This window comes from Klebsiella grimontii (genome assembly GCF_900200035.1).
Taxonomy (GTDB): Bacteria; Pseudomonadota; Gammaproteobacteria; order Enterobacterales; family Enterobacteriaceae; genus Klebsiella; species Klebsiella grimontii.
In genome coordinates, this window is sequence record NZ_FZTC01000019.1 from 36,271 (window position 1) to 57,885 (window position 21,615).

Below are 21,615 nucleotides of genomic sequence, written 5' to 3' on the forward strand. Positions count from 1 at the left end.
GTAAAAGTTCGTTTCTCCCTGCATGGTTACCGGCAGGGGGACCGGGTTTGCGAATTACTGTCTAAGTATAGACCCCGGAGGAACATGATTTTTTGATCTCCAGTAGCGACAAAATCCATAGTTCAGATAAATTAATTCAACGTATTACATAGGTGTCCACGTATGAACGACACCCTACACCAAAATCAATGGCGTCATTTTTCCATAAGTAGCAGTGTTGCGGTTCCGCTGCGACGAAGGAGCCGCAGCAGACCGTTTTTTATTACCTATAGGTAATTTAATTGGGTTTTGCTATATTTTAGATACCTGATGGTAAATGGCGTTAGAATCTTTGCGATGGATAAATACGAAATCAGACGGCAGCGCTTGCTCTATATCCGCGATAATTTATGCGGCGGCAAAGCCGTTGATGTGGCCCGAACCCTTGGCCGGGAGCCTTCTTACGTCTCAAGAATGCTCTACCCCGAAGGCAAAAAGCAAAAGAAAAGGATAGCTGACGAGATGGTCGAACTTATTGAATCTTCGTTCAATCTTCCCCGCGGATGGATGGACGGTATCACCGGGAATATTGATATTGAGCGAGAACCGGTAGAGGATTCGCCACAGATGCCATATGTCATTGAGGTTCTGGATGCCCAGGCCAGCGCCGGGCCGGGCTGCATTGTCTCCAGCGAGGTTGATGAAACGGTCAGCAGTATCACCTATGACTCTGCCGGCGCGCTGCGGCTTTTTGGTAACAGGCCCGCAGAGCATATCAAGGTGATCACCGTATCCGGCGATAGCATGTCCGGCACCATTGAGACCGGTGACTACATTTTTGTCGATGTCTCGAAAGACTACTTTGAAGGCGACGGCATTTACGTCTTTTCCTTTAAAGGCGCGGTGCTGGTGAAGCGCCTTCAGTTCACGGCGGATGGCCTGCTTGTTCACTCGGATAACAGTAAATATGCAGACTGGACGATTGGCGAGAGCCATGAACAGTATCTGAAGATCATTGGTCGCGTGATTTATAGCCACAGCGTTAAACGCTTCGTTTAAAGGCGTGCATTGCCACGCAGGTCGCCATTCGTACTGAGTTCAGCCGATAAGTTTTAACCCGGTATGCCGCGTGTAAGCCGGGTATACCTGCGTCTTTTCCCGCATAACCCTGCCACACCCCGTTCAGCGCGCTCCCTCGGCCTTTCCGGCTCTTAATGGTGTCGCTGGTCAACAGGTTAAAAAATATCTCTCATTTTTCAATGGATTGCGATTTATTCGCCATAAAGTATACCCATGGGTATTTATTTTTAAGTTACCTTAAGGTATTCTTTTTTCATCAACCTGATGTACAGCACCATCTTGATGATGAAATACAACGATTCCGTACGGAATCTACGTGGCTGAAAGGCCAGCGCCATGACGCAATGTGCTTTGGGGTATAGCCATTAAGGGTACATACCGCCAAAGCTCATTAAAGGAGACCGCAATGTCCCGTAAAACCGCGTTTAATGGCTCCGCCGCCGGCCGACGCCGCGCGCAGCGCGCCCACTTACAAAATCCGCAAACCCTCAGTTCCGATCTCATCCACCGGCCCACGCCTTCCCGCGCTCAGATTCAGGCAAAGGGAGGACACCACACGCCCAGCCGTATTGAGGATGCATTGCCGATTAAATTTGTTGCGCAAGATATTTTCTGGCAGCGCGAGGAATATAAACGACAGATTGTGCGAGCGACCGTTATTTATCAGCACGAGTTTGCACACGATTATATAGAACCAGGCAGCTATCTCTGTCAGAGGGCAATTTATGCGCTTGGTTTGCAAAGAAGAAAGAAAGTAACGGCGAGGTAACGCCTCAGTGCCAGGCAAAATGACCCTGCGCTTCGTTATTTACCATCATTACTCATAGTGAAAGAAGGGAGGGTATATGTCCGATCCTATTTCCGGTACGTCGATAATTATTGCGGGTGGATTAATGGGCGCCGGTATGTTTGGCCTGGTGACAGGTATTGATTATGGCGTTGTATTTGGCGCGTTTGCTGGCGCGGTATTTTATGTGGCGACGGCGGTTAATATAACGCGTTTTAGACTAGTGGCCTATTTTATGACGTCCTTCATTGTTGGTGTCCTGGGCGCCGGGCTAATTGGGACAAAGTTGGCTATCTGGACAGGATATAGTGATAGACCGTTAGATGCGTTAGGTGCCGTACTGATATCGGCGCTGATTATTAAGATACTTACCTTTCTGAATAATCAGGATCTCAGCGACCTGTATAAAATACTCACCCGCAACAACAATGGGCGCCCGAATGGAAAATGATCTTCCTGCGCTGGTAAACGCAACGCTCTGCGCTTTTATTACCCTAAGCTTGATGTTTTATCGGCGCGTCCGGCACCGAAGGTATCGACCATGGATATCGTATACGGCATATTTGCTGGTCATCACTTATGCCAGCATACCGTTTCGTTATCTCTTCGGCTTGTATACCTCGACCCACTGGTTGGTTGTTACCGTGAATTTTTTTGTCTTTATTGCCGTGTTCCTGGTGAGAGGGAATATCGCGCATTTAATCGATAAATGAGGAATAGATGAATAAAGATGAGATTTTTAATGCCATTCTGGAAAAGGAGGGCGGTTATGTAAATCATGCTGATGATAGCGGTGGGCCGACAAACTGGGGGATTACTCAAGTCACCGCGCGGGCTCATGGTTATGATGGCGATATGCAAAAACTGACGCGCCAGCAGGCGCTGGATATTCTCAACGCTGACTACTGGATTGCGCCCCGGTTCGATCATGTTGCTGAAATATCTACCGCGATCGCTGAAAAACTGTGTGATGCCGGGGTTAATATGGGGCCTGTTCTACCCGGTAAATGGCTTCAACGCTGGTTAAATGCGTTTAATCATCGTGGGGCATTTTATCCGGATCTTATGATCGATGGTGTAATAGGGCCCAGAACTTTAAATGCCTTGAGCCATTATCTTATTCGCAGAGGAAACGAAGGAGAGCTTGTACTGTTACGGGCATTAAACTGTAGTCAAGGGCAGTATTATCTGGAGCTGGCTGAAAGAAATGATGCCAATGAATCGTTTATCTATGGCTGGTTGCGAACGCGAGTATCTATGTAGTTTCTACTTTATTAATTTAATCATTTCAGTAATCGAAATCTGGAGAAATTGAATGTGTATACATCTAATGATTTATCCCTCTCAATGTTTTCTAGAATGAGCGTGACGGGTAATTAATTAAATGAATTGCAATCAGGTGTTAATGGAGTAATCCAAGTGGAAGTGCTGGATAAATATATTCAGCTATTTATACAGTAAGTAATTAAATCATCGATAAGGAATATAGAAATGGTTGACCAAAAAAGTAATGCGCAAGTTTTAAATGGCGTTAACGACGATATTTTAGAAATGAAATCATTGACTACATTGCGTAAACGTGTGGTGACAGATGGTGAGGTCGTTTCTAAATCGCAGAACGCGTTCCGCCTGGCAGGTAGCAAAACGGGAGTCATCTTGCGCAATGACGGGAATGATTTTCACACCCTCGTCACCCCGGAAGGGCAGGCGCAAGACGGGCAATGGAATACTCTTCGCCCATTATCCTTTAACCTCAAAAACGGCCGTGTTGCTCTTCGTAATGGTGTGGATATTTCAGGTGGGGCCATGGTTTCTCACAATGCGGGAGTTTTTACCACATTGACCGGGCCAGATGCGCTTATTAACGGTCAAACCTATGACTCCGCCCCTATGTATACCGATTTCAAGACTGGCAGCGTCGTTACAAGAATGCTTATGGGGGCTCGGGTTAACGCCGGTCATGATGATTACGGTTTGCTTTCATACCGTGACTGGCATGGTAAGTGGAATGAGCTTCGCGTCCGTCCTAACAATGAACTTGATGCGGGTCAGTATGTTAAACGCAATCCAGACGGATGGTTTGTCGCGAAAGGTTATCGCCAGATAGATAACAACGCAGCCAGAATAACGAACGGTTTATGCATTCAGGGGGCAGGAGATTTATCCGCAGACCTCTATCACTCGGAACGTATTGGCCAGCATCATTTTCTCGGCCTACATGTGGCCAACGGTGGCGCGCAGGGCTGGTATGAGTTCCGTAATGATGGTCATGCCTATACTAATGGCGCCTGGCACAGCAGTTCTGACGCACGTATGAAAACCCAGGTTGAAAAAATCGATAATGCGTTTGAAAAACTGAATCGCATCAGTGGTTACACCTACCTGAAGCAGGGGGTTAGCGAAGCTGGCGTTATCGCGCAAGAGGTGGAGGCTGTTCTACCTCAAACCGTCTCTCGGACTGAAGTGATTTTAAACGATGGCCGTGTGCTGAAGGATGCCCTCAGCCTAAATATTAACGGGGTAGTAGCACTTCTTATTGAGGCTCTGAAGGAAGAACGTCAGGCTCGTCTGGAAGACAAAGCTCTGATGCTGCAAGAACAGGAATCGCGAACAGATATTGACCAGCGTCTGGCCGATCTGGAGCTCCGCGACGGACAGGAGACAGAATGATGGCTGAAAATCAACCGGCACCGCTAACACCAGCTCCTCCAGGAATGGTTTCCCTCGGCGTTAATGCCGACGGTGAAGAGGTGATGACCGTGATTGGCGGGGATGGCGGCGCAGGCTTTTCTGGCGGGCACGCAAATATTGTTCCTGGTAGCGGCAGTATACTGGCTGACCAGCGCAAGAAGACGCTTTCCCGTCTTCAGGCTGAATGCTCGGCGGCCATTGAAGCCACCGCAAAATGGTCAACCGAAAATCTGGAAAAAACGATGGCGGCGCAGGCGGAAAGAATCCGTGCCGCTACGGCAGCTCAGCAGTCAGCAAAGGCATCCCTTGACAGACTCATGCAGCAGTTGAAAGACGTGACGGACAAAGCTCTTCAAAAAGCCAGGTCCGGGCCGAGCGTCACCGACCTTGCACATCAGAACAACCAGGAACTTGCGGCGCTTGGGGAGCAAATTGGCCGTCAAAAAGCACTGAACGAAGCCAGAAAAAAGGCGGAGAGGGAAGCTAAAAAGGCTGAGGAAACTTATCAGGCCGCACTGCTGGCGCAGGAAGAAGCGCAGCGCCAGCAGGCAGAAGTTGAGCGGGAACTCAAGGAAGCCAGGGCGCATGAGGCCGCTGCAAAAGCAAAGGCTGAAGCTGACAGGGTTGCGGCGGAGAAAGAGGAAGCTGAACGACTGAAGGCTGAGGAGGCGCAAAAGGCTCTTTTTGCGAAGGTGGGTATTCAGGGCACCCCGGTTTACACCCAGGAGATGGTAAAAGCTGTCTCCGTTCTGATGTTAAAACCGGGGGTAATATTGCTAAACCGGGCGCCGGGAATGATACAGATGGCCGCCGTGGCGGTACGGGCACCGGCTGCCCTTCCCGGTGTAGCCAGTGCCGTTATAACGGCTACCGCTGAATTCTCCGGCTGGATTTCATCAGCCCTCTGGCGGGGTGTTGTGGGCGTGGCAGGAGCCGCCACTGCCACAACGGCTGGTGCCATGGTAGCTGCTGCATCGACGATATTCTTCTCGCCCCGTGCCGGTGGCGGTAACGACAGTAAGGTTCCCGGGCGTGATATTGAGATAATGGCCGCCCAGGCCCGCCTGTTTACAGCTGGTAAACTGATCATCGATCCGGGGATGAAAAGCGTTGACCTGCCGGTGCGTGGATTTATCACCATGGAAATGGATGGGCGCCAGTCTCTGAAACTGGTGAAAACTGGCACAGGCGGCATATCTGCCACTGTACCGGTACTGAGTGGCGTACGCGACAAGGCCTCCGGACTTGATAAAATCATGGTACCGGCGGTGGACGGGGCTCCGTCACTGAGCATTCTGATCAACCCTGTACCATTTGGTCCCGCTGCGCCATCCCATACCGGCAACAGCACGCCAGTGCCAGTGACGCCGGTTCACACCGGCACGGAAGTAAAACAGGCGGACAGTATTGTCACCACCTCACTGCCAGTAGCCGATGTTCCGCCGCTGCAGGACTTCATCTACTGGCAACCTGATGCGACAGGAACCGGCGTTGAGCCGATTTATGTTATGTTAAGTAGCCTGCCAAAATCAGTTAATCATAAGCACAAGCATTATCCCCCTAAAGGTGTATCCTGGAAGGATATTGTTAATGCAACAGCTAATGGAGGGAGTGCTAAATTCAAACCAGATGTTAATATTGCTGAAATCGATATCGACGCATGGAAAAATGGGCAAATGACAGCCAAACACCCAACATGGAAGGTGAAAAAATATGATCATGTAATTGGTGCTTATGCTGGAAAAGAAACCCAGTGGGTTGTTGTTAAAGAGTCTCAGGGGGTTGTTCACTCTCATCCAATATCGGAGCAAAAAGCCAAGGAGTACATGAAATGAGTATCAATCGTATAGATATAGATTTCAAAGGTGGAGTGGTGACTGATGATACATTATTTATCACGGATTTCGATGGTCCAGTAGGCTATATTGATGAAGATATATTATTAGTTGAGTATCCAAATGATTTTTCAGTAGATGTGTCATTCCACGAAGGTTCAAATAATTTAAGTGTCAACGTGATATGTGGGAGCAATTGGGAGGCGCCTGTATACAGAAAATTTATAGGACTTCGTGATAAAGCAGGATTGCTGAAGTCAATCAGGGAAGCCGTTGATATTGCTGTTAAAAGCTAGATTTGGTTATATACGGGGCTGTACATACGTTCTGTGTAACTGCCTTTTCTTAGCAGTGGCCGTTCAGGCGGTCACTGAATTCGATAATAAAGCAACCTGGCGCTCTTCGCTGGCACCTCTGCAGCATCTTCCATTTATGTCATACCATTAGAATTGGGGCAGGGCTGAAAGCAGGTGGGGATTTATTACCGGCATACAGGATGGGCACCGGTCTCTAAACCTTGAGAAAAAAGCGTACACATCCGCAATGGCTATTTCTGATTGCCTGTGTGGCTGGGCCGAATGGATTTCTTGATACGAAATAAAACATCTATTAGCAGAACATATTATATAGCGTTGCCATAACAACTAGTGGTCACTGAGGTAGTATTTACCAAATAGTATTAATAAGCAACTGATTCATATCAAATATTCTGATAAGACATTTCAGCATTTTGATAAAACAGGTGATTAATATTATCGTTGATTAATCCATCAAAATAACGCAGGTCGTTAATTTTAACTAAGGATGAAGATATGCAATTCATAAAAATATCGGCCCCTGCTTTATGAATAGTGCTATCGCGGAGGAAATCTTCTTGCACAACAAAGCACTACATCTTTTACTGTCGGGCAACTATTGCCTCATTATGATGCTTTTCAGTCGTACAGAGATGAATGTGCTTATGCTGAGAGGCTTCTGACGCCAAAAAAATTTGCTAATAAATGTTAATACAGCGCATAAATACGTACTTCGCCTCTCGACGCGGCGCGCTGAGCTGCCTATTATCCTTAGGCTTGTTCATTTTAAGATGTATCTGAGGGGGAGAGAAGATGCGAGCTGCGTTTTTAGTGGGATGTGCTGCGCTGTTACTGTCGGCGTGTAGTAGTCATGATGAGCCTGTTCAGCAGGCGACGGCGGCGCACGTGTCGCCCGGGATGCGCGCCGCGATGAGCAGCTCCGGCCAGGCAAACTGCGCCATGGTTGGCGGCTCGTTATCGGTAGCCCGCCAGCTTGATGGCTCCGCTATCGGCATGTGCGCCTTACCGAACGGCAAGCGCTGCAGCGAGCAGGCGCTGGCAGGCGGAAGCTGCGGTAACTATTAATTCATCAGGTCGGCGAGCTTATATACCAGCGTCTGGTCGGCGGTCGCCAGCGTCAGCTGCGTTTCCGTCAGGTCGACCTGCGCGCCTTCGCGCAGCATTTTGCTCAGCGTGGCGTCCAGCGTATTCAGCTGCGGGTCCGTGCAGAGCATGCGGGTCATCGCCAGCTCTTCAACCTTCAGCTCGCCGTCGGAAACTTTGCCCGTGCCGCTGAAGCGGTTGCACATATTGCCTGAAACATACATCTTGCCCGTAATAGGCATCTTTTCGCCGAAGCTCAGCTCCTGCGGCTTGTCCGCGGCATTCAGCGGCTGCCCGTTAACGCTGGTCAGCACAAACCGATGGTGCTGAAGCTGTTCCGCCCTGGTCGAAACCTTGCTGTTATAAACGCAGCCCGATAGCAACATTCCCACCGCCAGCAGCGCAGCATACTTGTTCATTTAATCTCCATGAATATTTATCGTATTAATAAATGAAGGGGATTGTAACTTTATCGCAGGCGATTTCTGTGAGGATTATCTGAATGTGCCCCCCGCCATGGGGGAGCACAAAAGGGAAAGGAATATCAGACCAGCGCGTTAGGGCAGGCGTCGCCAGCAGCCACCTGACGCAGATTGTCGAGGGTGGTTTGCGAAATGCTGATCAACGCTTCCGCGGTCAGAAACGCCTGGTGACCGGTAAACAGGACGTTGTGGCAGGCGGAGAGGCGACGGAACACATCATCCTGAATCACGTCATTAGACTTGTCTTCAAAGAAAAGATCGCGTTCGTTCTCATACACGTCCATCCCCAGCGCGCCAATTTTCTGGTGCTTCAGGGCGTCGATCGCCGCCTGCGAATCGATGAGCGCGCCACGGCTGGTATTGATGATCATCACCCCGTCTTTCATTCGCTCGAACGCGGCATGGTTCAGCAAATGGTAGTTTTCATCGGTCAGCGGACAGTGCAGGGAGATAACATCGGACTCTCTGTACAGCGTTTCAAGATCGACATACTCCACGCCCATATCCAGCGCGGCGGCGCTTGGGTAAGGATCAAACGCCAGCAGGCGCATACCGAAGCCTTTAAGAATGCGCAGCGCGGCGACGCCGATTTTCCCGGTGCCGATAACGCCGGCGGTTTTGCCGTGCATGGTGAAACCGGTCAGCCCTTCCAGAGAGAAGTTAGCGTCGCGGGTACGCTGATAGGCGCGGTGAATGCGGCGGTTCAGCGACATCATCATGCCGATAGCGTGTTCGGCGACCGCTTCCGGCGAGTAGGCCGGGACGCGCACCACGCGCAGGCCCAGCTCTTTGGCGGCATCGAGGTCAACGTTGTTGAACCCGGCGCAGCGCAGCGCGATGTACTTCACGCCGTGGGCTTTCAGTTCTTCAAGTACCGGGCGGCTACCGTCATCGTTCACGAAAATGCATACCGCTTCGCAGCCGTTGGCGGTTTTGGCGGTCTTTTCGGTTAGCAGGAAATCAAAAAATTCCAGTTCAAAGCCATATGCATCATTAACATGCTGCAGATACTTCTTGTCGTACTGTTTTGTACTATACACAGCGATTTTCATAAGACTTTTCTCCAGTGATAATACCGTCACGGTAGCATAATTAAAATAATCTTACAAATGTTAAAAACTAGTTTAATCAGCAGGTTATAGTAATAATTCTAGAGCATATCGCGGTGTTAAGAAATCTCTTTAAAAGACAATACCTTTCATCAAAAGCTGAGGCTTAACGCCCCTGGCGCCAGCAGGATCAGCGGCCAGAGCAGCCCGGAGCTGACGTTGGCGAGCTGAAAATGCCAGAAAGAGGTGCCGCTGGCGCCGGTTACCAGCGGCACGGTGGCGCGCAGCGGAGAAAGAAAGCGGCTAAAAAAGAGCGCCCACGCGCCGTGGCGGCACAGAAACAGCTGGCCGCGAGCGAGGCGCTCGGCATTGAGCCAGCGGATACGATACAGATGGCGCCGATAGCGGCGGCCCGTCAGCCATGAGAGCCAGAATCCGCCGATAGCGCCGAGGCTGGCGCTCATCCACATTAACAGGAAATGCCCCGGGCTGGCCGATGCCAGCGCGCCGAACAGCAGCAGCCCCGAGGTGCCCGGGATCAGCAGCGAGATGACGGCGCAGGATTTAGCGAACGTCAGCAGGAAAACCATCAGCAAAACCAATGAATAGCGGCCCTGAGCGTATTCCATCAGCGAGATAATTAAGTCCACAGCCTCATCCGTTTACGTTCGCAGGTATAAAGCAGTGTCGCAGGAGAAAACTAAACCCCGGCTAAATGACCCGCTGGAGAATCACATGGCGACGACTACGCTTAAACGGGATGGAAACTTTAACTCACAGGTCGAACGTGCCACAATAACGGCCTCTCGGCTTTTACTCATTTCGAATCAGGATATTAGCTGCCCATGAAGGGTAAATATAAAGCCGCCATCGCGCTATTATTAGCCCTCGTGCTGCTACCGCTGGCTTTGCTATTGACGCTCACCCACTGGGTGCCCACGCTGGCAGGTATCTGGCTACCTACGGGAACCCGAATCTCCCTCAATGAAAGCCCGCGCCTGACGCGCTCTGCGCTGCGCATTCCGGATCTCCGCTACCTGGTCGGCGACTGCGAAATCGCGCGCGTCACCAATGCCTCGCTCTCGCGTCCCAGCCGCTGGCGTTTACATATCGGCGAGCTGGATATTAACAGCGCCTGTCTGAACAAGCTGCCGGAGAGCGAAGCCGCGCCGGGGGCGCCGAAAACCCTCGCCGAATGGCAATCAATGCTCCCTTATAGCTGGCTGACGATTGACAACCTGCGCCTGTCGCCGTGGGATAAATGGCAGGGGCGGCTGGTGATGTCGCTCACGCCGCAGCAGCAGGATATCGGCTATGCCGGGAAAGAGGTCACCTTCCAGGCGCGACTGCGCGGCCAGGCGCTGACGGTCAGCGACTTCTCCGCGCGTCTGGTGGAAGATCAGGCGCCGGTGAAGCTGGTGGGCGAGTTTCAGATGCCGCTGGTGCCGGACGGCTTGCCGGTCGATGGCCACCTGTTCAGCACCTTTGAATTTCCACAAACTCCCGGCCTGGTCGATGCCGAACTGGAGTGGCAAGAGAACCGCGGGCAACTGCTGGTCACGCCGCGCGGTGAGGTGGAGCCGATGCTTGACCTGCCGTGGGAAATCGCTCCGGATCGTATCACCATCAGCGATGGCCGCTGGCACACCGAATACGCGGGCAACGCGTTGAGCGGCCGCGTCGCGCTTTCGCTGGGCAACTGGCAGCAGGGCACCGAGCAGATGCAGGTCAGCGGGCGACTTAACGTGCTCACTCAGGGCCAGGCCGGGAAGGGCAACGCCGTGCTGAATATCGGCCCCGGCAAGCTGAGCATGGACAGCAGCCACATGCCGCTACAGCTGACCGGCGAGGCTAAGCTCGGCGATCTGATTTTTTACGCCAAACTGCCCGCGCAGCTGAGCGGGCCGCTTACCGCGCCGGTGCTCAACTTTCATCCCGGCGCGCTGCTGCGTTCGCGCGGGCGGGTCATCGATTCGTTGAATATCGATGAAATCCGCTGGCCGCTGGCGGGCGTCAAAGTGACGCAGCAGGGCGTTGATGGCCGCCTGCAGGCTATTTTACGCGCCCATGAACAGGAGATGGGCGATTTTACCCTGCATCTTGACGGCCAGGCCGACAACTTTATGCCCGACCATGGCCGCTGGCAGTGGCGCTACTGGGGCGAGGGCCATTTCACCCCAATGCAGGCGCGCTGGGATGTGAAAGGCGCGGGCGAATGGGCCGACAGCACCATCGTGCTCAACAGCCTGTCGACCGGGTTCGATAAGCTGCAGTACGGTTCCATGCTGGTGAGCGCGCCGCGTCTGACCCTGGAAAAACCGATCCACTGGCTGCGCGATGAGCAGCATCCCAAACTGACCGGCGCGCTATCGCTGGATGCCGGGAAAACCACCTTCAGCGGCGGCAGCGAACTGCCGCCGTCGACGCTGAAATTTAATATCGACGGCCGCGATCCGACCTGGTTCCAGTTCAACGGCTCCCTGCATGCGCAAAAAATTGGCCCCGTGCGCGTTACCGGGCGCTGGGACGGCGAACGTCTGCGCGGCGAGGCATGGTGGCCAAAACAGTCGCTGACCGTTTTCCAGCCGCTGTTGCCGCCGGAGTGGAAGATGAACCTGCGTGAGGGAACGCTTTACGCGCAGGTGGCATTCTCCGCCGCAGCCGGGCAGGGCTTCGAGGCGGGCGGTCACGGTGTGCTCAAGGGCGGCAGCGCCTGGATGCCGGATAACCAGATCAACGGCGTCGATTTTGTGCTGCCGTTCCGCTTTAGCGACGGCACCTGGCAGCTTGGCACTCGCCATCCGGTATCGTTGCGCATTGGGGAAGTCGTCAACCAGTTCACCGCGCGCAATCTGACGGCGGATCTCCAGGGCGCCTGGCCCTGGAGTGACGACGCGCCTTTACAGTTGAGCAACGTCAGCGTCGATATTCTCGGCGGCAAGCTGACCATGCAGCAGTTGAGGATGCCGCAGCATGACCCGGCGCTGCTGCGTCTGCAAAACATCTCCAGCAGCGAATTAGTGAGCGCGATTAAAGTGAAGCAGTTCGCCGTCTCTGGCCCGTTTAACGGCGCGCTGCCGCTGTGGCTGGATAACGATAAATGGATAATCAAAGACGGCTGGTTCAGCAATCCGGGGCCGATGACGATGCGCCTCGATAAAGACACCGCGGACGCGCTGGTGGCCGACAACGTCTCCGCCGGGGCGGCCATTAACTGGCTGCGCTATATGGAGGTGGCCAGATCGTGGACGCGGATCAACCTCGATAACCTCGGCGTACTGACGCTGAAGGCAACGATTAGCGGTACCAGCCGGGTAGAGGGCAAAAGTAATACGGTGCACTTAAACTACTCCCATGAAGAGAATATTTTTGACCTGTGGCGCAGCTTGCGTTTCGGTGACAATCTGCAGGCGTGGCTGGAGCAGAACGCCAGGCTGCCCGCGCCGCGCTGTCAGGACAGTCATACCTGTAAGGAACAACAATAATGATCAAACTATTCGCCGCTTTTCTGGCCACCGCGCTGCTGGCGGGCTGTACGCCGCGTATTGAAATCGCGGCATCGAAAGAGCCGATCACCATCAATATGAATGTCAAAATTGAGCATGAAATTCATATCAAGCTGGATAAAGACGTTGAGAATTTGCTCAAATCGCGTAGCGATCTGTTCTGAGGCGATGATGAGAATACGACTGATAACCACGACGCTGGCGCTGGTGCTGTTCAGCGCTCAGGCGCTGGCCCTGACCCTCAATGAAGCTCGCCAGCAGGGGCGGGTCGGCGAAACCCTCAATGGCTATCTTGAACCGCTGCGTCAGGATAAAGAAACCCTTGAACTGGTGAAGCAGATCAACGCCGCCCGCAGCGACAGCTATCAGCAACTGGCGGATGACAATAATCTACCGGTGGATCAGGTGGCGAAAATGGCCGGGCAGAAGCTGGTCGCCAGGGCGCAGCCGGGCGAGTACGTGAAGGGCCTTAACGGCAAATGGCTGAAAAAATAGCTATCGGCAGCGCTTGCGATACTCTCCCGGCGAGACGCCGAAACGCTGCTTAAAGGCGGTGGAGAAATGGCTATGATCGCTGAACCCCCAGCTGTAGCCAATCCCCGCGAGCTTTTCATCATCATGGGCGCTTTGCAGCGCGCGGGCGCACAAATCGAGCCGACGATTCTTAATATATTGCGCCACCACCAGCCCTTTTTCAGCAAACAGCCGGTAAAGACTGCGCACCGACATGCCGGTTTCGCTGGCCAGCCACTCCGGGCGCAGATGTTCCGCCTGAATCGACTCATCGATTAACGCCATGATTTTCTGAAACTGCTTATCGCGCCGGGACGGCTGGGCTTCCTGATGATGCAGCATCGGACGCAGCAGGCAGACGATGGCCTCCAGCGCCGCTTTGCTTTCGCTGGCCGAGAGTTCAGGGCTGTTCATGCTTTCATGTAGCAGGCGCTGGCTGAGCTGGACCATCGGCAGGCTTTTCGCCAGCCGCGTAGCGATGCTGATTTCACTGCCGCGCAGCTGCTGCTCCAGCAGCGATCTTGGCAGCAGCAGGGAGGCCTGGCGCGAGGTTTGCTGCCAGATAATCGAGCATGGACGAGACGCATCAATCAGGGTGATATCGCCGCTCTCCAGCATCGCCTGGCGGCCATCCTGCTCGATCGTCGCCTGGCCCGCGAGCTGGAAGACGGTATAAAACCAGGCGTCATTATCGCGCTGGATCTCTTGTCGGGTACGGTAGAGGTTGATGCCGCGGGCGGTCACCGTGCTGACTTTCAGGTCGCCGGCATAGCTGGCGTCGATCTCACCGTGGAAATGATCATCCAGCGGACGGGCGGCGAACTGCCCGCAGACCTGATTGATTTTTGCTAACCAATGCTGGTAATTCTGCCCACGATTTGCCGTATTCATCGCGCATCCTTTGTAATAATAATGTTTTTGCATTGTTGCATTTATGATGCTGGAGGCAAGGGCAGAAGACGGAGTATATGAAAGAACTATTACCTGCTGCACATTTTCTGTCCGCGTCATCGACTTAATTGCGGCGGCTGTCACAGCGGCAAAAACGAATGTCACAGAGAAAAAAGCGTGAATCGCGACCCCGGCATAGACTGATACCACTATCCGCGAACAATAAGGAAGGGGTATGTCCACATCACAGGTCGCGCTACTCGCCAGCGTGCAGCAGTTTTTAGACAGACAGCATGGTTTGTACCTCGACGGTACGCAGCAGGCGGCAGAGAGTGAACAGCGTTTAACCGTCTGGAACCCGGCCACCGGTCAGGCTATCGCCAGCACCGCGGACGCTAACGCCGCGGATGTCGATCGGGCGGTAATGTCCGCCTGGCGCGCTTTCGTTTCCCGCAGCTGGGCAGGGCGGACCCCCGCCGACCGCGAACGGATCCTGCTGCGCTTCGCCGATCTGGTGGAGCAGCACGGCGAGGAGCTGGCGCAGCTGGAGACCCTTGAACAGGGGAAATCGATTAACATTTCCCGCGCCTTTGAAGTGGGCTGCACCCTGAACTGGATGCGCTATACCGCCGGGCTGACCACCAAAATCAGCGGCCGCACCCTGGACGTATCGATTCCCTTCCCGGCGGGCGCGCGCTATCAGGCGTGGACCAAAAAGGAGCCGGTGGGCGTTGTGGCCGGGATCGTGCCGTGGAACTTCCCGCTGATGATCGGCATGTGGAAAGTGATGCCCGCGCTGGCGGCTGGCTGTTCAATCGTCATTAAGCCGTCGGAGACCACCCCGCTGACCCTGCTGCGGGTGGCGGAACTGGCAACCGAGGCGGGCGTGCCGGACGGCGTCTTTAACGTAGTGACAGGTAGCGGGGCCGGATGCGGCGCGGCGCTGACCTCGCATCCGCTGGTCGCCAAGGTGAGCTTTACCGGATCGACTGCTACCGGTAAACAGATTGCCCGCGTGGCCGCCGATCGCCTGACCCGGGTCACGCTGGAGCTGGGCGGCAAGAACCCGGCTATCGTGCTGAAAGATGCCGATCCGCAGTGGGTGATTGAGGGCTTAATGACCGGCAGCTTCCTGAATCAAGGGCAGGTGTGCGCCGCCAGTTCGCGAATTTATATCGAAGCGCCGCTGTTCGATACGCTAGTGAGCGGCTTTGAGCAGGCGGTGAAGTCGCTACAGGTCGGACCCGGAATGCTCGAGAGCAGCCAGATTAACCCGGTGGTGTCGCAGGCGCACTGCGCCAAAGTGGCCGCCTATCTTGATGAAGCCCGTCAGCAGAAGGCTGAGCTAATTAGCGGTCACGCGGGGCCGGATGCGCAGGGCTACTATATTGCACCGACGCTGGTGATTAACCCCGACGCAGGGCTGCGCCTGAGCCGGGAAGAGGTTTTCGGCCCGGTGGTGAATCTGGTGCGCGTGGCCGATGGCGAAGAGGCGCTGCGCCTGGCCAACGACAGCGATTTTGGCCTGACCGCCAGCGTCTGGACCCGCGATTTGACTCAGGCGCTGAGCTACACCGACCGCCTGCAGGCGGGGACGGTGTGGGTCAACAGCCATACGCTGATCGACGCCAATCTGCCGTTCGGCGGCATGAAGCAGTCCGGTACCGGCCGCGATTTCGGCCCCGACTGGCTGGACGACTGGTGCGAAACGAAGTCGGTTTGCGTGCGTTACTAGCCGCCTGTTCCCCGGCGGCGGCTGATGCCTTACCGGGGCTACAAGCTGCTCGGCGCCTTGAATCCTGCACGACCCCGCAGGCCCGGTAAGGCGCCAGCCGCCACCGGGCGTTTTTCTCCGGGAGTAAGCCGTCAGTCCAGCAATGACGGGTCGGCGTCGATCATCATCTGCTTCATCTCTTCAAAATGCTGGCGTGAAAAGTCGGCGATCCCCTCCCAATCCTGCGCGGTTTTCTCCGCTACCGCAGCGGAGAGCACCTTCAGCGGCTGCCCCGTTGACCAGGCGGTCACCAGAATCTGACAGGCGCGCTCCAGGGTCCAGATATCGTCGAAAGCCTCGCCAATCGACGGCGCGGTCACCAGCACCCCGTGATTGCCCATCAGCAGCCGGCGCTTATCGGCCAGCAGCGCCGCCAGACGCGCGCCTTCCGCCGTGGTATCCGCCATACCGCCGTATAACGTATCGACGGCCAGCCGATTAAAATAGCGCGCCGTATTCTGATCGATCGGCGGGATATGCGGCGTCTCGAGGCAAGCGACGCTGGTGGTATACACCGGATGCAGGTGCAGCACCACCCGCACCCCCGGCAGGCGCTGGTGGATTTGCCCGTGAATCGCCCACGCCGTGGCGTCGACGTCAGATCGCCGGGCGCAGGCTTCATCATCGGCGTCCAGCAGCAGCAGGTCGCTGGCGCGGAGGCGCGAAAAGTGTTTCCATTTCGGGTTCAGCAGGAATTTTTTGCCGTCCGCCGAGAGGGCCGCGCTAAAGTGGTTGGCCACCGCCTCGTGCATTCCGAGATGGGCGATGATACGAAAGGTCGCCGCCAGGTCGATGCGGGTCTGTTCTTCATAAGACCGGGCCATGTCGTTACTCCGCCTTCGGCATCAGGGTTTGCAGGTCCTCCGGCGTCGGCGCCTGGAAGTTATATTTCTTCAGCAGCGCGGCGTATTCCGGCGTCGCGCTGTATTTCTTCAGCCCTTCCTCCAGCGCGGTTTTCACTTCGCTATTGCCTTTTTTCACCCCAAAGCCGTTGAGCACCGGATAAATCAAGGTTTCGGAAGAGATCGTCACCCGATCGCCAAGCTTATCAATCACGCCGCGCGCCACCGCCGCATCGGTGATTTGCGCCTCAACCGCCCGCGACAGCAGCGCCTGGGTGGTTTGCGGGTCGGTGGTATATTCGCTAAGCGCTATCGGCTTCAGGCCCTTTTTCACGCAGTAGTCGGCGGAGAGCTTTTGCAGCTGCGCCAGCCATGAGGTCGCGCCCATAGAGCCAATTTTATGACCGCAAAACTCTTCCGGCGTTTTCGGCTGATAGTCGCTGCCTTTCAGCGCGAGGATCGCTTCGCCGCTTTTCAGATAGGGCACCATATCGATAACCTTCAAACGCTCGGCGGTGATGTACATCGACGAGTTGGTGATATCGAAGCGTCCGCCCTGCAGACCCGGAATCAAATTCGGAAACCGGGTATCAATATTCACCGCCTCGCGGCCCATGGTTTTCGCCAGCCCGGCGAGAAACTCGATATCGAACCCGGCGGGCTTGTTGTTTTCCATATATTCATACGGGAAAAAGGTCATATCCGAACCGGCGGTGATTTTCCCCGGCTGCTGGAAGGCCAGGGCGCTAAAGGACGACAGGGCGCCGGCGGCGCAAAGGAGCAGGACAGCAGGGCGCAAAGCATTAATACGTTTCATAGAACCTCCAAAGAGTGGGCAAATTACATGCTGGCGCGATCGGTACCGGCCTGCTGGACGAAAAAGGATGCGCCGCGCGGTTTTTGCGGCAGACGTAAATGATTAACGGTACTACGCACCAGGCCGCTCTCTTCGCCGGCAACCATCTGCCCGGCGTGAAGGCTGGGCAGCGGATTTTCGCCGAACGGCAGGGCATCTTCCGCTGCGTAGACGCTGATAAACAGCGTGCGCGGGAGGTCGGTTTCATTAGGGCTGGAGGCGTGAAGCAGGCGGGTATGCATAAAGCACACCGAACCCGCCGGGCCGAAACAGGCCTGCGGCTGCTGGCAGTGGGCTTCTTCGACCTGCGGGTCCACGGCGCCGGTAAAACGCGCGTTTTGCCAGTGGGACCACAGCGGCCCCTGGTGGCTTCCCGGGACCACGTTGAGCGGACCGTTTTCCGGCGTCACTTCGCTAACCATCAGCAGGGCGGTGATAATGTCGTCGTTGCTGTGGGGGGTGAACAGAAAATCCTGATGCCATTTCACCTGCGTAGCGGTGTGCGGCAGCTTGGAGTTGATTTTGCTGTGATGAAAACGGGTCCCGCTGCCGCCGATGAGCTGGCCGGCAATCGCCGCCATCCGCGAATCAAGGGCGGCGCGGCGGTAGGCGGCGGAAATCTCGGTGGGCGAACTCACCCGGCGCAGCGAGGGGTGATGCGGCGTGTGATCGCTTTCGAGGTCGAAGCGCGGACGGCCGTCCAGGGTTTCGCCCCACGCCTCGCTATGCTGGCGGCTCTCTTCGACCCAGGCGTCGAAATCGGTCTGCAGCAGAGCCACCTCCTCGGCGGAGAGCACCTCTTCAACAACCAGAAAACCCTGCTGATGAAACTGTTCGATTTGCCACTGCGCGATCATATTTTTCTCCTTTCGGGAACGGAGGCGTTAAGCCAAAGAGACATCTTTCAGGAAGGCGTCCACGCGCGGATGCTGGCCGTCGCGCATTGCCTGAGGCGTGTCGTCGCAGACCACGCGTCCTTTTTCCATAAACACAATTCGGTCGGAAACCTTAAAGGCGAAGTTCATCTCATGGGTGACGATCACCATGGTGATACCTTCATGGGCCAGCGATTCGATAACCTGCAGAACCTCGTTAACCTTTTCCGGATCCAGCGCCGAGGTGGGTTCATCGAACAGCATAATTTGTGGGCGCATCATCAGGGCGCGGGCAATCGCTACCCGCTGCTGCTGGCCGCCGGAAAGCTGATGCGGATATTTCCACGCGTGTTCCAGCATCCCAACTTTATGCAGCAGTTCGCAGGCGTGCTGCTTAAGCTCGCCTTCGCTGGCCAGATGGTGATAGCGAGGCGCCAGCAGCAGGTTGCCGAGCACAGTCAGGTGGGGGAACAGGTTGAAGCTCTGGAAGACCATGCCGATATTCTGGCGATGCTCGCTGTTCTCCATAAAACGCGGCTTCTGCTGCCCCTGGCGGTCGAGGTGAATAAATGGCTGACCGTTGATTTTGATCTCGCCGTTATCGATCTGCTCAAGGCCGTTCAGCAGGCGGATCAGCGTGGTCTTACCGGAGCCGGATGGGCCAATGACGGAGACGACTTCGCCGGGCTGAATTTGCAGGCTGACCGCGCCCAGCACTTCGACATTGTTATAGGCTTTATGCAGCTTAGACGCCTGCAGCGCCGGCTCCTGCGCGACGCTAACGCTGCGGGCCATTGCCGGACGTCGCGCCGTGGCCATTTGCTGCATTTCTTCATCCACCGGACGCGTGGTTTTACGTTGCGTGACGTCGAGCCAGGTCTCGAGGCGCTTAAGCAGGAAATCAAACACCGTGACGATCAGGATGTAGTAAAACGCCACCGCCGCCATGGTCTCCATGACGAGGAAATTCTGCGAATAGAGGCGCTGGCCGACCATTAAGATCTCGGTCAGGGAGATAACCGACACCAGCGAGCTGAGCTTGACGATGGCGATATACTCATTGGCCAGCGCCGGTAGGGCGACGCGCAGCGCCTGCGGGATCACCACGCGCCACTGGGTGCCGGCATAGCGCAACCCGAGCGCACGGGCGGCTTCGCTCTGTCCTTTCGGAATCGACAGCAGCCCGCCGCGATGAATTTCAGCAATATAGGCGGCTTCGCTCAGCACCATCGCCAGCAGCCCGGCCCAGAACGGGTCGTTCAGCACCGGCGCGAAGGAGGGCAGCGCCTGCGGCATGTTGTAGACAAAAATCAGCAGCACCAGCAGCGGCATGCTGCGAAACAGCCAGATATAGAGGCGGGCAGGCGCGTTAAACAGCTTGCGCGGCGACTGTTTGGCCAGCGCCAGAATAAATCCCAGCACAATGCTGAAAGCCCAGGTCAGCAAACTTAATTTGATGACGGTCCAGGTGGCCTGCCAGAAATCGACATCGCTGAGCAGGCTTAACATATAGTTCCAGTTAAACGTCATGGGCTATTTCACTCGCCATAATTAACGGAAATTAAGGCGATTCCCCTGTTCTAAAATGGGGAGCCGCCGGCGTTCATCTTGCCCTGACACTATGCTGGCACTGTTCGACCGGTGGCAATTAGTAAATTTTTGGCCTTTAAGTTTAAAAAAACTATACAGCTATATTAACCCCAAGGAATTTAACGCAATTAATGAGAAACGACATTGAAACAACTTAAAAACAATCGCCGTTATTTTTAAACCTGATTTTTGGCAAAACGGTAATTTGTGCAATATTGGGGCGTGCCGCGGGCAAATAAGGTGCAGGGCGTTGCTTTATGGTGCAAAACGCGAAATCAGGCAAAAAAGAGGGCGGGTAATTAAATAGAGGCGGCGGTTATTTGCCGACGATATACAGCGCAAACGGTATGGCACGATACTTGCAGGCTGCTTATTGTAAAACTAAGCCCGTTCGCAATAAGACAATATTTTATCAATGGTGACGCGATGAACCGATTTACCCTCAAACAGCTTAAGTATTTCGTGACGGTGGTGGAAACGGAGAGTATCGCCGAGGCTTCCCGCCAGCTGCATATTGCCCAGCCGTCGATCTCCATTGCCATCAAAAACCTGGAAAGCACCTTCGACCAGCAGCTGTTTATTCGCCACCACGCGCAGGGCGTATCCCTGACCTCAAGCGGGCGGCGCTTCTACGATAAAGCTAAAGAGCTGCTGCGGCTGTCGTACGAGTTTGAGCAGAACTCGCGGGCGGATAAAGAGCTGGTATCCGGGACGATTTCCGTCGGCTGCTTTGAATCCGTGGCGCCGCTGTATATGCCAAAACTGGTGGCGGGATTTAAAAAAATGTATCCCGAAATCACTCTCCAGCTCTACGACGGCGAACAACATGAGCTGATGCACGGCCTGCATCGCGGGCGTTTCGATCTGGCGCTGGTCTACGATCTGGAACTGGGTCATTCCATTCATAAAGAGCTGCTGAACGCTCCGCACAAGCCCTATGCTTTACTGCCCGCCTCTCATCCGCTGGCGCAGAAAAAAAGCGTCACGCTGCAAGAGTTAAGTCGTGAGCCGATGATTTTGCTCGATGCGGTTCCCAGCAAAAACTATTTTGTCTCAATATTTAAAGAGAAAGGTTATCACCCGGAAGTGGCCTACAGTTCACCCTCTATTGAAATGGTGCGCTGTATGGTCGGGCAGGGATTAGGCTTTTCGGTCCTCGTGACTCGTCCGCTATGCGATATGACCTATGACGGTGAAAAGCTGGTGCAGCTGGATATTGCCGACGAGATGCCCGCGTCGACATTAATTATGGCGCACCTTGCCAATAATGAACCCACGCGCCCGACGCAGCTGTTTATGGATTATTGCCGCAGCATAGAATTAACGCCCCATCAGCACGCGTAATGTAATTAACGCGGCCGCAAGCGTTATTTTCCCGCTGCGTTATCCAGCCTCGTAAATTTCTATTCAGACGATCGTTTTATAATAATTTACCATTTCATCACACTTACTTAACCTGAGTTCT

General features: G+C 54.6%; 22 protein-coding genes. 14 read left to right on the forward strand and 8 right to left on the reverse strand.

Translation table 11 applies throughout. The features are described 5' to 3' along the window. The first annotated feature begins 336 nt into the window (after window positions 1-336). From KOSB73_RS14920 to KOSB73_RS14965, 9 genes are all read left to right on the forward strand, one after another. Complete coding sequence (locus KOSB73_RS14920) at window positions 337-1,038, forward strand: S24 family peptidase (RefSeq protein WP_049090298.1); 702 nt, start codon at window positions 337-339, stop codon at window positions 1,036-1,038. Between the two features lie 427 nt (window positions 1,039-1,465). After that, a complete protein-coding gene (locus KOSB73_RS14925; RefSeq protein ID WP_004139179.1) occupies window positions 1,466-1,828 on the forward strand; it encodes a transcriptional antitermination N peptide in 363 nt (120 codons plus the stop codon). A gap of 76 nt (window positions 1,829-1,904) precedes the next feature. Next, the gene (locus KOSB73_RS14930) at window positions 1,905-2,297 is read left to right on the forward strand and encodes a phage holin family protein (protein ID WP_098140634.1); all 393 of its coding nucleotides are present in this window, start codon (window positions 1,905-1,907) and stop codon (window positions 2,295-2,297) included. Continuing rightward, window positions 2,287-2,559 (forward strand): phage holin family protein, encoded by a 273-nt coding sequence (locus KOSB73_RS14935; RefSeq protein WP_024358358.1) that lies wholly within the window; start codon window positions 2,287-2,289, stop codon window positions 2,557-2,559. The genes KOSB73_RS14930 and KOSB73_RS14935 overlap by 11 nt, the downstream gene beginning before the upstream one ends. 7 nt (window positions 2,560-2,566) lie before the next feature. Then, window positions 2,567-3,109, forward strand: coding sequence for a glycoside hydrolase family 108 protein (locus KOSB73_RS14940; protein ID WP_064410614.1), 543 nt, complete (start codon window positions 2,567-2,569; stop codon window positions 3,107-3,109). A 228-nt stretch (window positions 3,110-3,337) separates the two neighbouring features. Beyond that, window positions 3,338-4,516 (forward strand): tail fiber domain-containing protein, encoded by a 1,179-nt coding sequence (locus tag KOSB73_RS14945; protein WP_064410615.1) that lies wholly within the window; start codon window positions 3,338-3,340, stop codon window positions 4,514-4,516. Further along, window positions 4,513-6,372: an S-type pyocin domain-containing protein gene (locus KOSB73_RS31150; RefSeq protein WP_053086483.1), complete on the forward strand. Its 1,860-nt coding sequence runs from the start codon at window positions 4,513-4,515 to the stop codon at window positions 6,370-6,372. Before KOSB73_RS14945 ends, KOSB73_RS31150 begins: the two co-directional genes overlap by 4 nt. Then, window positions 6,369-6,668, forward strand: coding sequence for a hypothetical protein (locus KOSB73_RS14955; protein WP_004139169.1), 300 nt, complete (start codon window positions 6,369-6,371; stop codon window positions 6,666-6,668). Before KOSB73_RS31150 ends, KOSB73_RS14955 begins: the two co-directional genes overlap by 4 nt. An 813-nt stretch (window positions 6,669-7,481) precedes the next feature. After that, a complete protein-coding gene (locus tag KOSB73_RS14965) occupies window positions 7,482-7,754 on the forward strand; it encodes a putative hemolysin (protein ID WP_024358353.1) in 273 nt (90 codons plus the stop codon). Here KOSB73_RS14965 and hslJ read toward each other — a convergent pair. The 3 genes from hslJ to KOSB73_RS14980 all read right to left on the reverse strand — a co-directional run bounded on the left by hslJ (window position 7,751) and on the right by KOSB73_RS14980 (window position 9,953). After that, on the reverse strand, window positions 7,751-8,191 hold the full coding sequence (gene hslJ / locus KOSB73_RS14970; protein WP_004139159.1) for a heat shock protein HslJ: 441 nt from the start codon (window positions 8,189-8,191) through the stop codon (window positions 7,751-7,753). The genes KOSB73_RS14965 and hslJ overlap by 4 nt on opposite strands. Before the next feature lie 125 nt (window positions 8,192-8,316). Further along, window positions 8,317-9,306, reverse strand: coding sequence for a 2-hydroxyacid dehydrogenase (locus KOSB73_RS14975; protein ID WP_004139156.1), 990 nt, complete (start codon window positions 9,304-9,306; stop codon window positions 8,317-8,319). 149 nt (window positions 9,307-9,455) lie between these two features. Then, window positions 9,456-9,953 (reverse strand): DedA family protein, encoded by a 498-nt coding sequence (locus tag KOSB73_RS14980; RefSeq protein ID WP_004139154.1) that lies wholly within the window; start codon window positions 9,951-9,953, stop codon window positions 9,456-9,458. Window positions 9,954-10,148: 195 nt separating this feature from the next. Between KOSB73_RS14980 and KOSB73_RS14985 the strand changes: the two genes are divergently transcribed. The 3 genes from KOSB73_RS14985 to KOSB73_RS14995 are packed head-to-tail and all read left to right on the forward strand — an operon-like array spanning window position 10,149 to window position 13,304. After that, complete coding sequence (locus KOSB73_RS14985) at window positions 10,149-12,788, forward strand: YdbH family protein (protein ID WP_049103150.1); 2,640 nt, start codon at window positions 10,149-10,151, stop codon at window positions 12,786-12,788. Continuing rightward, entirely contained in the window at window positions 12,788-12,973 is a 186-nt protein-coding gene (locus KOSB73_RS14990) for a YnbE family lipoprotein (protein ID WP_004121063.1), read from the forward strand. Before KOSB73_RS14985 ends, KOSB73_RS14990 begins: the two co-directional genes overlap by 1 nt. Before the next feature lie 7 nt (window positions 12,974-12,980). Next, the gene (locus KOSB73_RS14995; protein ID WP_004121062.1) at window positions 12,981-13,304 is read left to right on the forward strand and encodes a YdbL family probable chaperone protein; all 324 of its coding nucleotides are present in this window, start codon (window positions 12,981-12,983) and stop codon (window positions 13,302-13,304) included. Here KOSB73_RS14995 and feaR read toward each other — a convergent pair whose 3' ends face one another. After that, window positions 13,305-14,213 carry a transcriptional regulator FeaR gene (feaR, locus tag KOSB73_RS15000; protein ID WP_024358350.1) on the reverse strand — a complete coding sequence of 303 codons (909 nt, stop codon included), beginning with the start codon at window positions 14,211-14,213 and terminating at the stop codon, window positions 13,305-13,307. It abuts the gene before it with no gap. Between the two features lie 235 nt (window positions 14,214-14,448). Here feaR and KOSB73_RS15005 point away from each other — a divergent pair, with 235 nt between their 5' ends. Next, window positions 14,449-15,948, forward strand: a complete 1,500-nt coding sequence (locus tag KOSB73_RS15005; RefSeq protein WP_024358345.1) for an aldehyde dehydrogenase family protein — start codon at window positions 14,449-14,451, stop codon at window positions 15,946-15,948. Window positions 15,949-16,079: 131 nt separating this feature from the next. Here KOSB73_RS15005 and KOSB73_RS15010 read toward each other — a convergent pair whose 3' ends face one another. The 4 genes from KOSB73_RS15010 to KOSB73_RS15025 are packed head-to-tail and all read right to left on the reverse strand — an operon-like array spanning window position 16,080 to window position 20,090. Continuing rightward, entirely contained in the window at window positions 16,080-16,811 is a 732-nt protein-coding gene (locus KOSB73_RS15010) for a class II aldolase and adducin N-terminal domain-containing protein (RefSeq protein ID WP_049086817.1), read from the reverse strand. A gap of 4 nt (window positions 16,812-16,815) precedes the next feature. Next, window positions 16,816-17,646, reverse strand: coding sequence for an ABC transporter substrate-binding protein (locus KOSB73_RS15015; RefSeq protein WP_004121052.1), 831 nt, complete (start codon window positions 17,644-17,646; stop codon window positions 16,816-16,818). 23 nt (window positions 17,647-17,669) lie between these two features. Beyond that, entirely contained in the window at window positions 17,670-18,542 is an 873-nt protein-coding gene (locus KOSB73_RS15020; RefSeq protein ID WP_049086819.1) for a phytanoyl-CoA dioxygenase family protein, read from the reverse strand. Between the two features lie 27 nt (window positions 18,543-18,569). Next, a complete protein-coding gene (locus tag KOSB73_RS15025) occupies window positions 18,570-20,090 on the reverse strand; it encodes an amino acid ABC transporter permease/ATP-binding protein (protein ID WP_024358339.1) in 1,521 nt (506 codons plus the stop codon). A 486-nt stretch (window positions 20,091-20,576) separates the two neighbouring features. Between KOSB73_RS15025 and KOSB73_RS15030 the strand changes: the two genes are divergently transcribed. After that, entirely contained in the window at window positions 20,577-21,494 is a 918-nt protein-coding gene (locus KOSB73_RS15030; protein WP_004139133.1) for a LysR family transcriptional regulator, read from the forward strand. The last annotated feature ends 121 nt before the right edge of the window (window positions 21,495-21,615 follow it).

Coding starts and splice junctions, on each gene's coding strand:
- KOSB73_RS14920 (WP_049090298.1), top strand. CDS start 337: ATGGATAAATACGAAATCAGACGGCAGCGCTTGCTCTATATCCGCGAT.
- KOSB73_RS15005 (WP_024358345.1), top strand. CDS start 14,449: ATGTCCACATCACAGGTCGCGCTACTCGCCAGCGTGCAGCAGTTTTTA.
- KOSB73_RS15030 (WP_004139133.1), top strand. CDS start 20,577: ATGAACCGATTTACCCTCAAACAGCTTAAGTATTTCGTGACGGTGGTG.
- KOSB73_RS14990 (WP_004121063.1), top strand. CDS start 12,788: ATGATCAAACTATTCGCCGCTTTTCTGGCCACCGCGCTGCTGGCGGGC.
- KOSB73_RS14995 (WP_004121062.1), top strand. CDS start 12,981: ATGAGAATACGACTGATAACCACGACGCTGGCGCTGGTGCTGTTCAGC.
- KOSB73_RS31150 (WP_053086483.1), top strand. CDS start 4,513: ATGATGGCTGAAAATCAACCGGCACCGCTAACACCAGCTCCTCCAGGA.
- KOSB73_RS14985 (WP_049103150.1), top strand. CDS start 10,149: ATGAAGGGTAAATATAAAGCCGCCATCGCGCTATTATTAGCCCTCGTG.
- KOSB73_RS14940 (WP_064410614.1), top strand. CDS start 2,567: ATGAATAAAGATGAGATTTTTAATGCCATTCTGGAAAAGGAGGGCGGT.
- KOSB73_RS15025 (WP_024358339.1), bottom strand. CDS start 20,090: ATGACGTTTAACTGGAACTATATGTTAAGCCTGCTCAGCGATGTCGAT.
- KOSB73_RS14935 (WP_024358358.1), top strand. CDS start 2,287: ATGGAAAATGATCTTCCTGCGCTGGTAAACGCAACGCTCTGCGCTTTT.
- KOSB73_RS15020 (WP_049086819.1), bottom strand. CDS start 18,542: ATGATCGCGCAGTGGCAAATCGAACAGTTTCATCAGCAGGGTTTTCTG.
- KOSB73_RS14945 (WP_064410615.1), top strand. CDS start 3,338: ATGGTTGACCAAAAAAGTAATGCGCAAGTTTTAAATGGCGTTAACGAC.
- KOSB73_RS14955 (WP_004139169.1), top strand. CDS start 6,369: ATGAGTATCAATCGTATAGATATAGATTTCAAAGGTGGAGTGGTGACT.
- KOSB73_RS14965 (WP_024358353.1), top strand. CDS start 7,482: ATGCGAGCTGCGTTTTTAGTGGGATGTGCTGCGCTGTTACTGTCGGCG.
- KOSB73_RS14975 (WP_004139156.1), bottom strand. CDS start 9,306: ATGAAAATCGCTGTGTATAGTACAAAACAGTACGACAAGAAGTATCTG.
- feaR (WP_024358350.1), bottom strand. CDS start 14,213: ATGAATACGGCAAATCGTGGGCAGAATTACCAGCATTGGTTAGCAAAA.
- KOSB73_RS15010 (WP_049086817.1), bottom strand. CDS start 16,811: ATGGCCCGGTCTTATGAAGAACAGACCCGCATCGACCTGGCGGCGACC.
- KOSB73_RS14925 (WP_004139179.1), top strand. CDS start 1,466: ATGTCCCGTAAAACCGCGTTTAATGGCTCCGCCGCCGGCCGACGCCGC.
- KOSB73_RS15015 (WP_004121052.1), bottom strand. CDS start 17,646: ATGAAACGTATTAATGCTTTGCGCCCTGCTGTCCTGCTCCTTTGCGCC.
- KOSB73_RS14930 (WP_098140634.1), top strand. CDS start 1,905: ATGTCCGATCCTATTTCCGGTACGTCGATAATTATTGCGGGTGGATTA.
- hslJ (WP_004139159.1), bottom strand. CDS start 8,191: ATGAACAAGTATGCTGCGCTGCTGGCGGTGGGAATGTTGCTATCGGGC.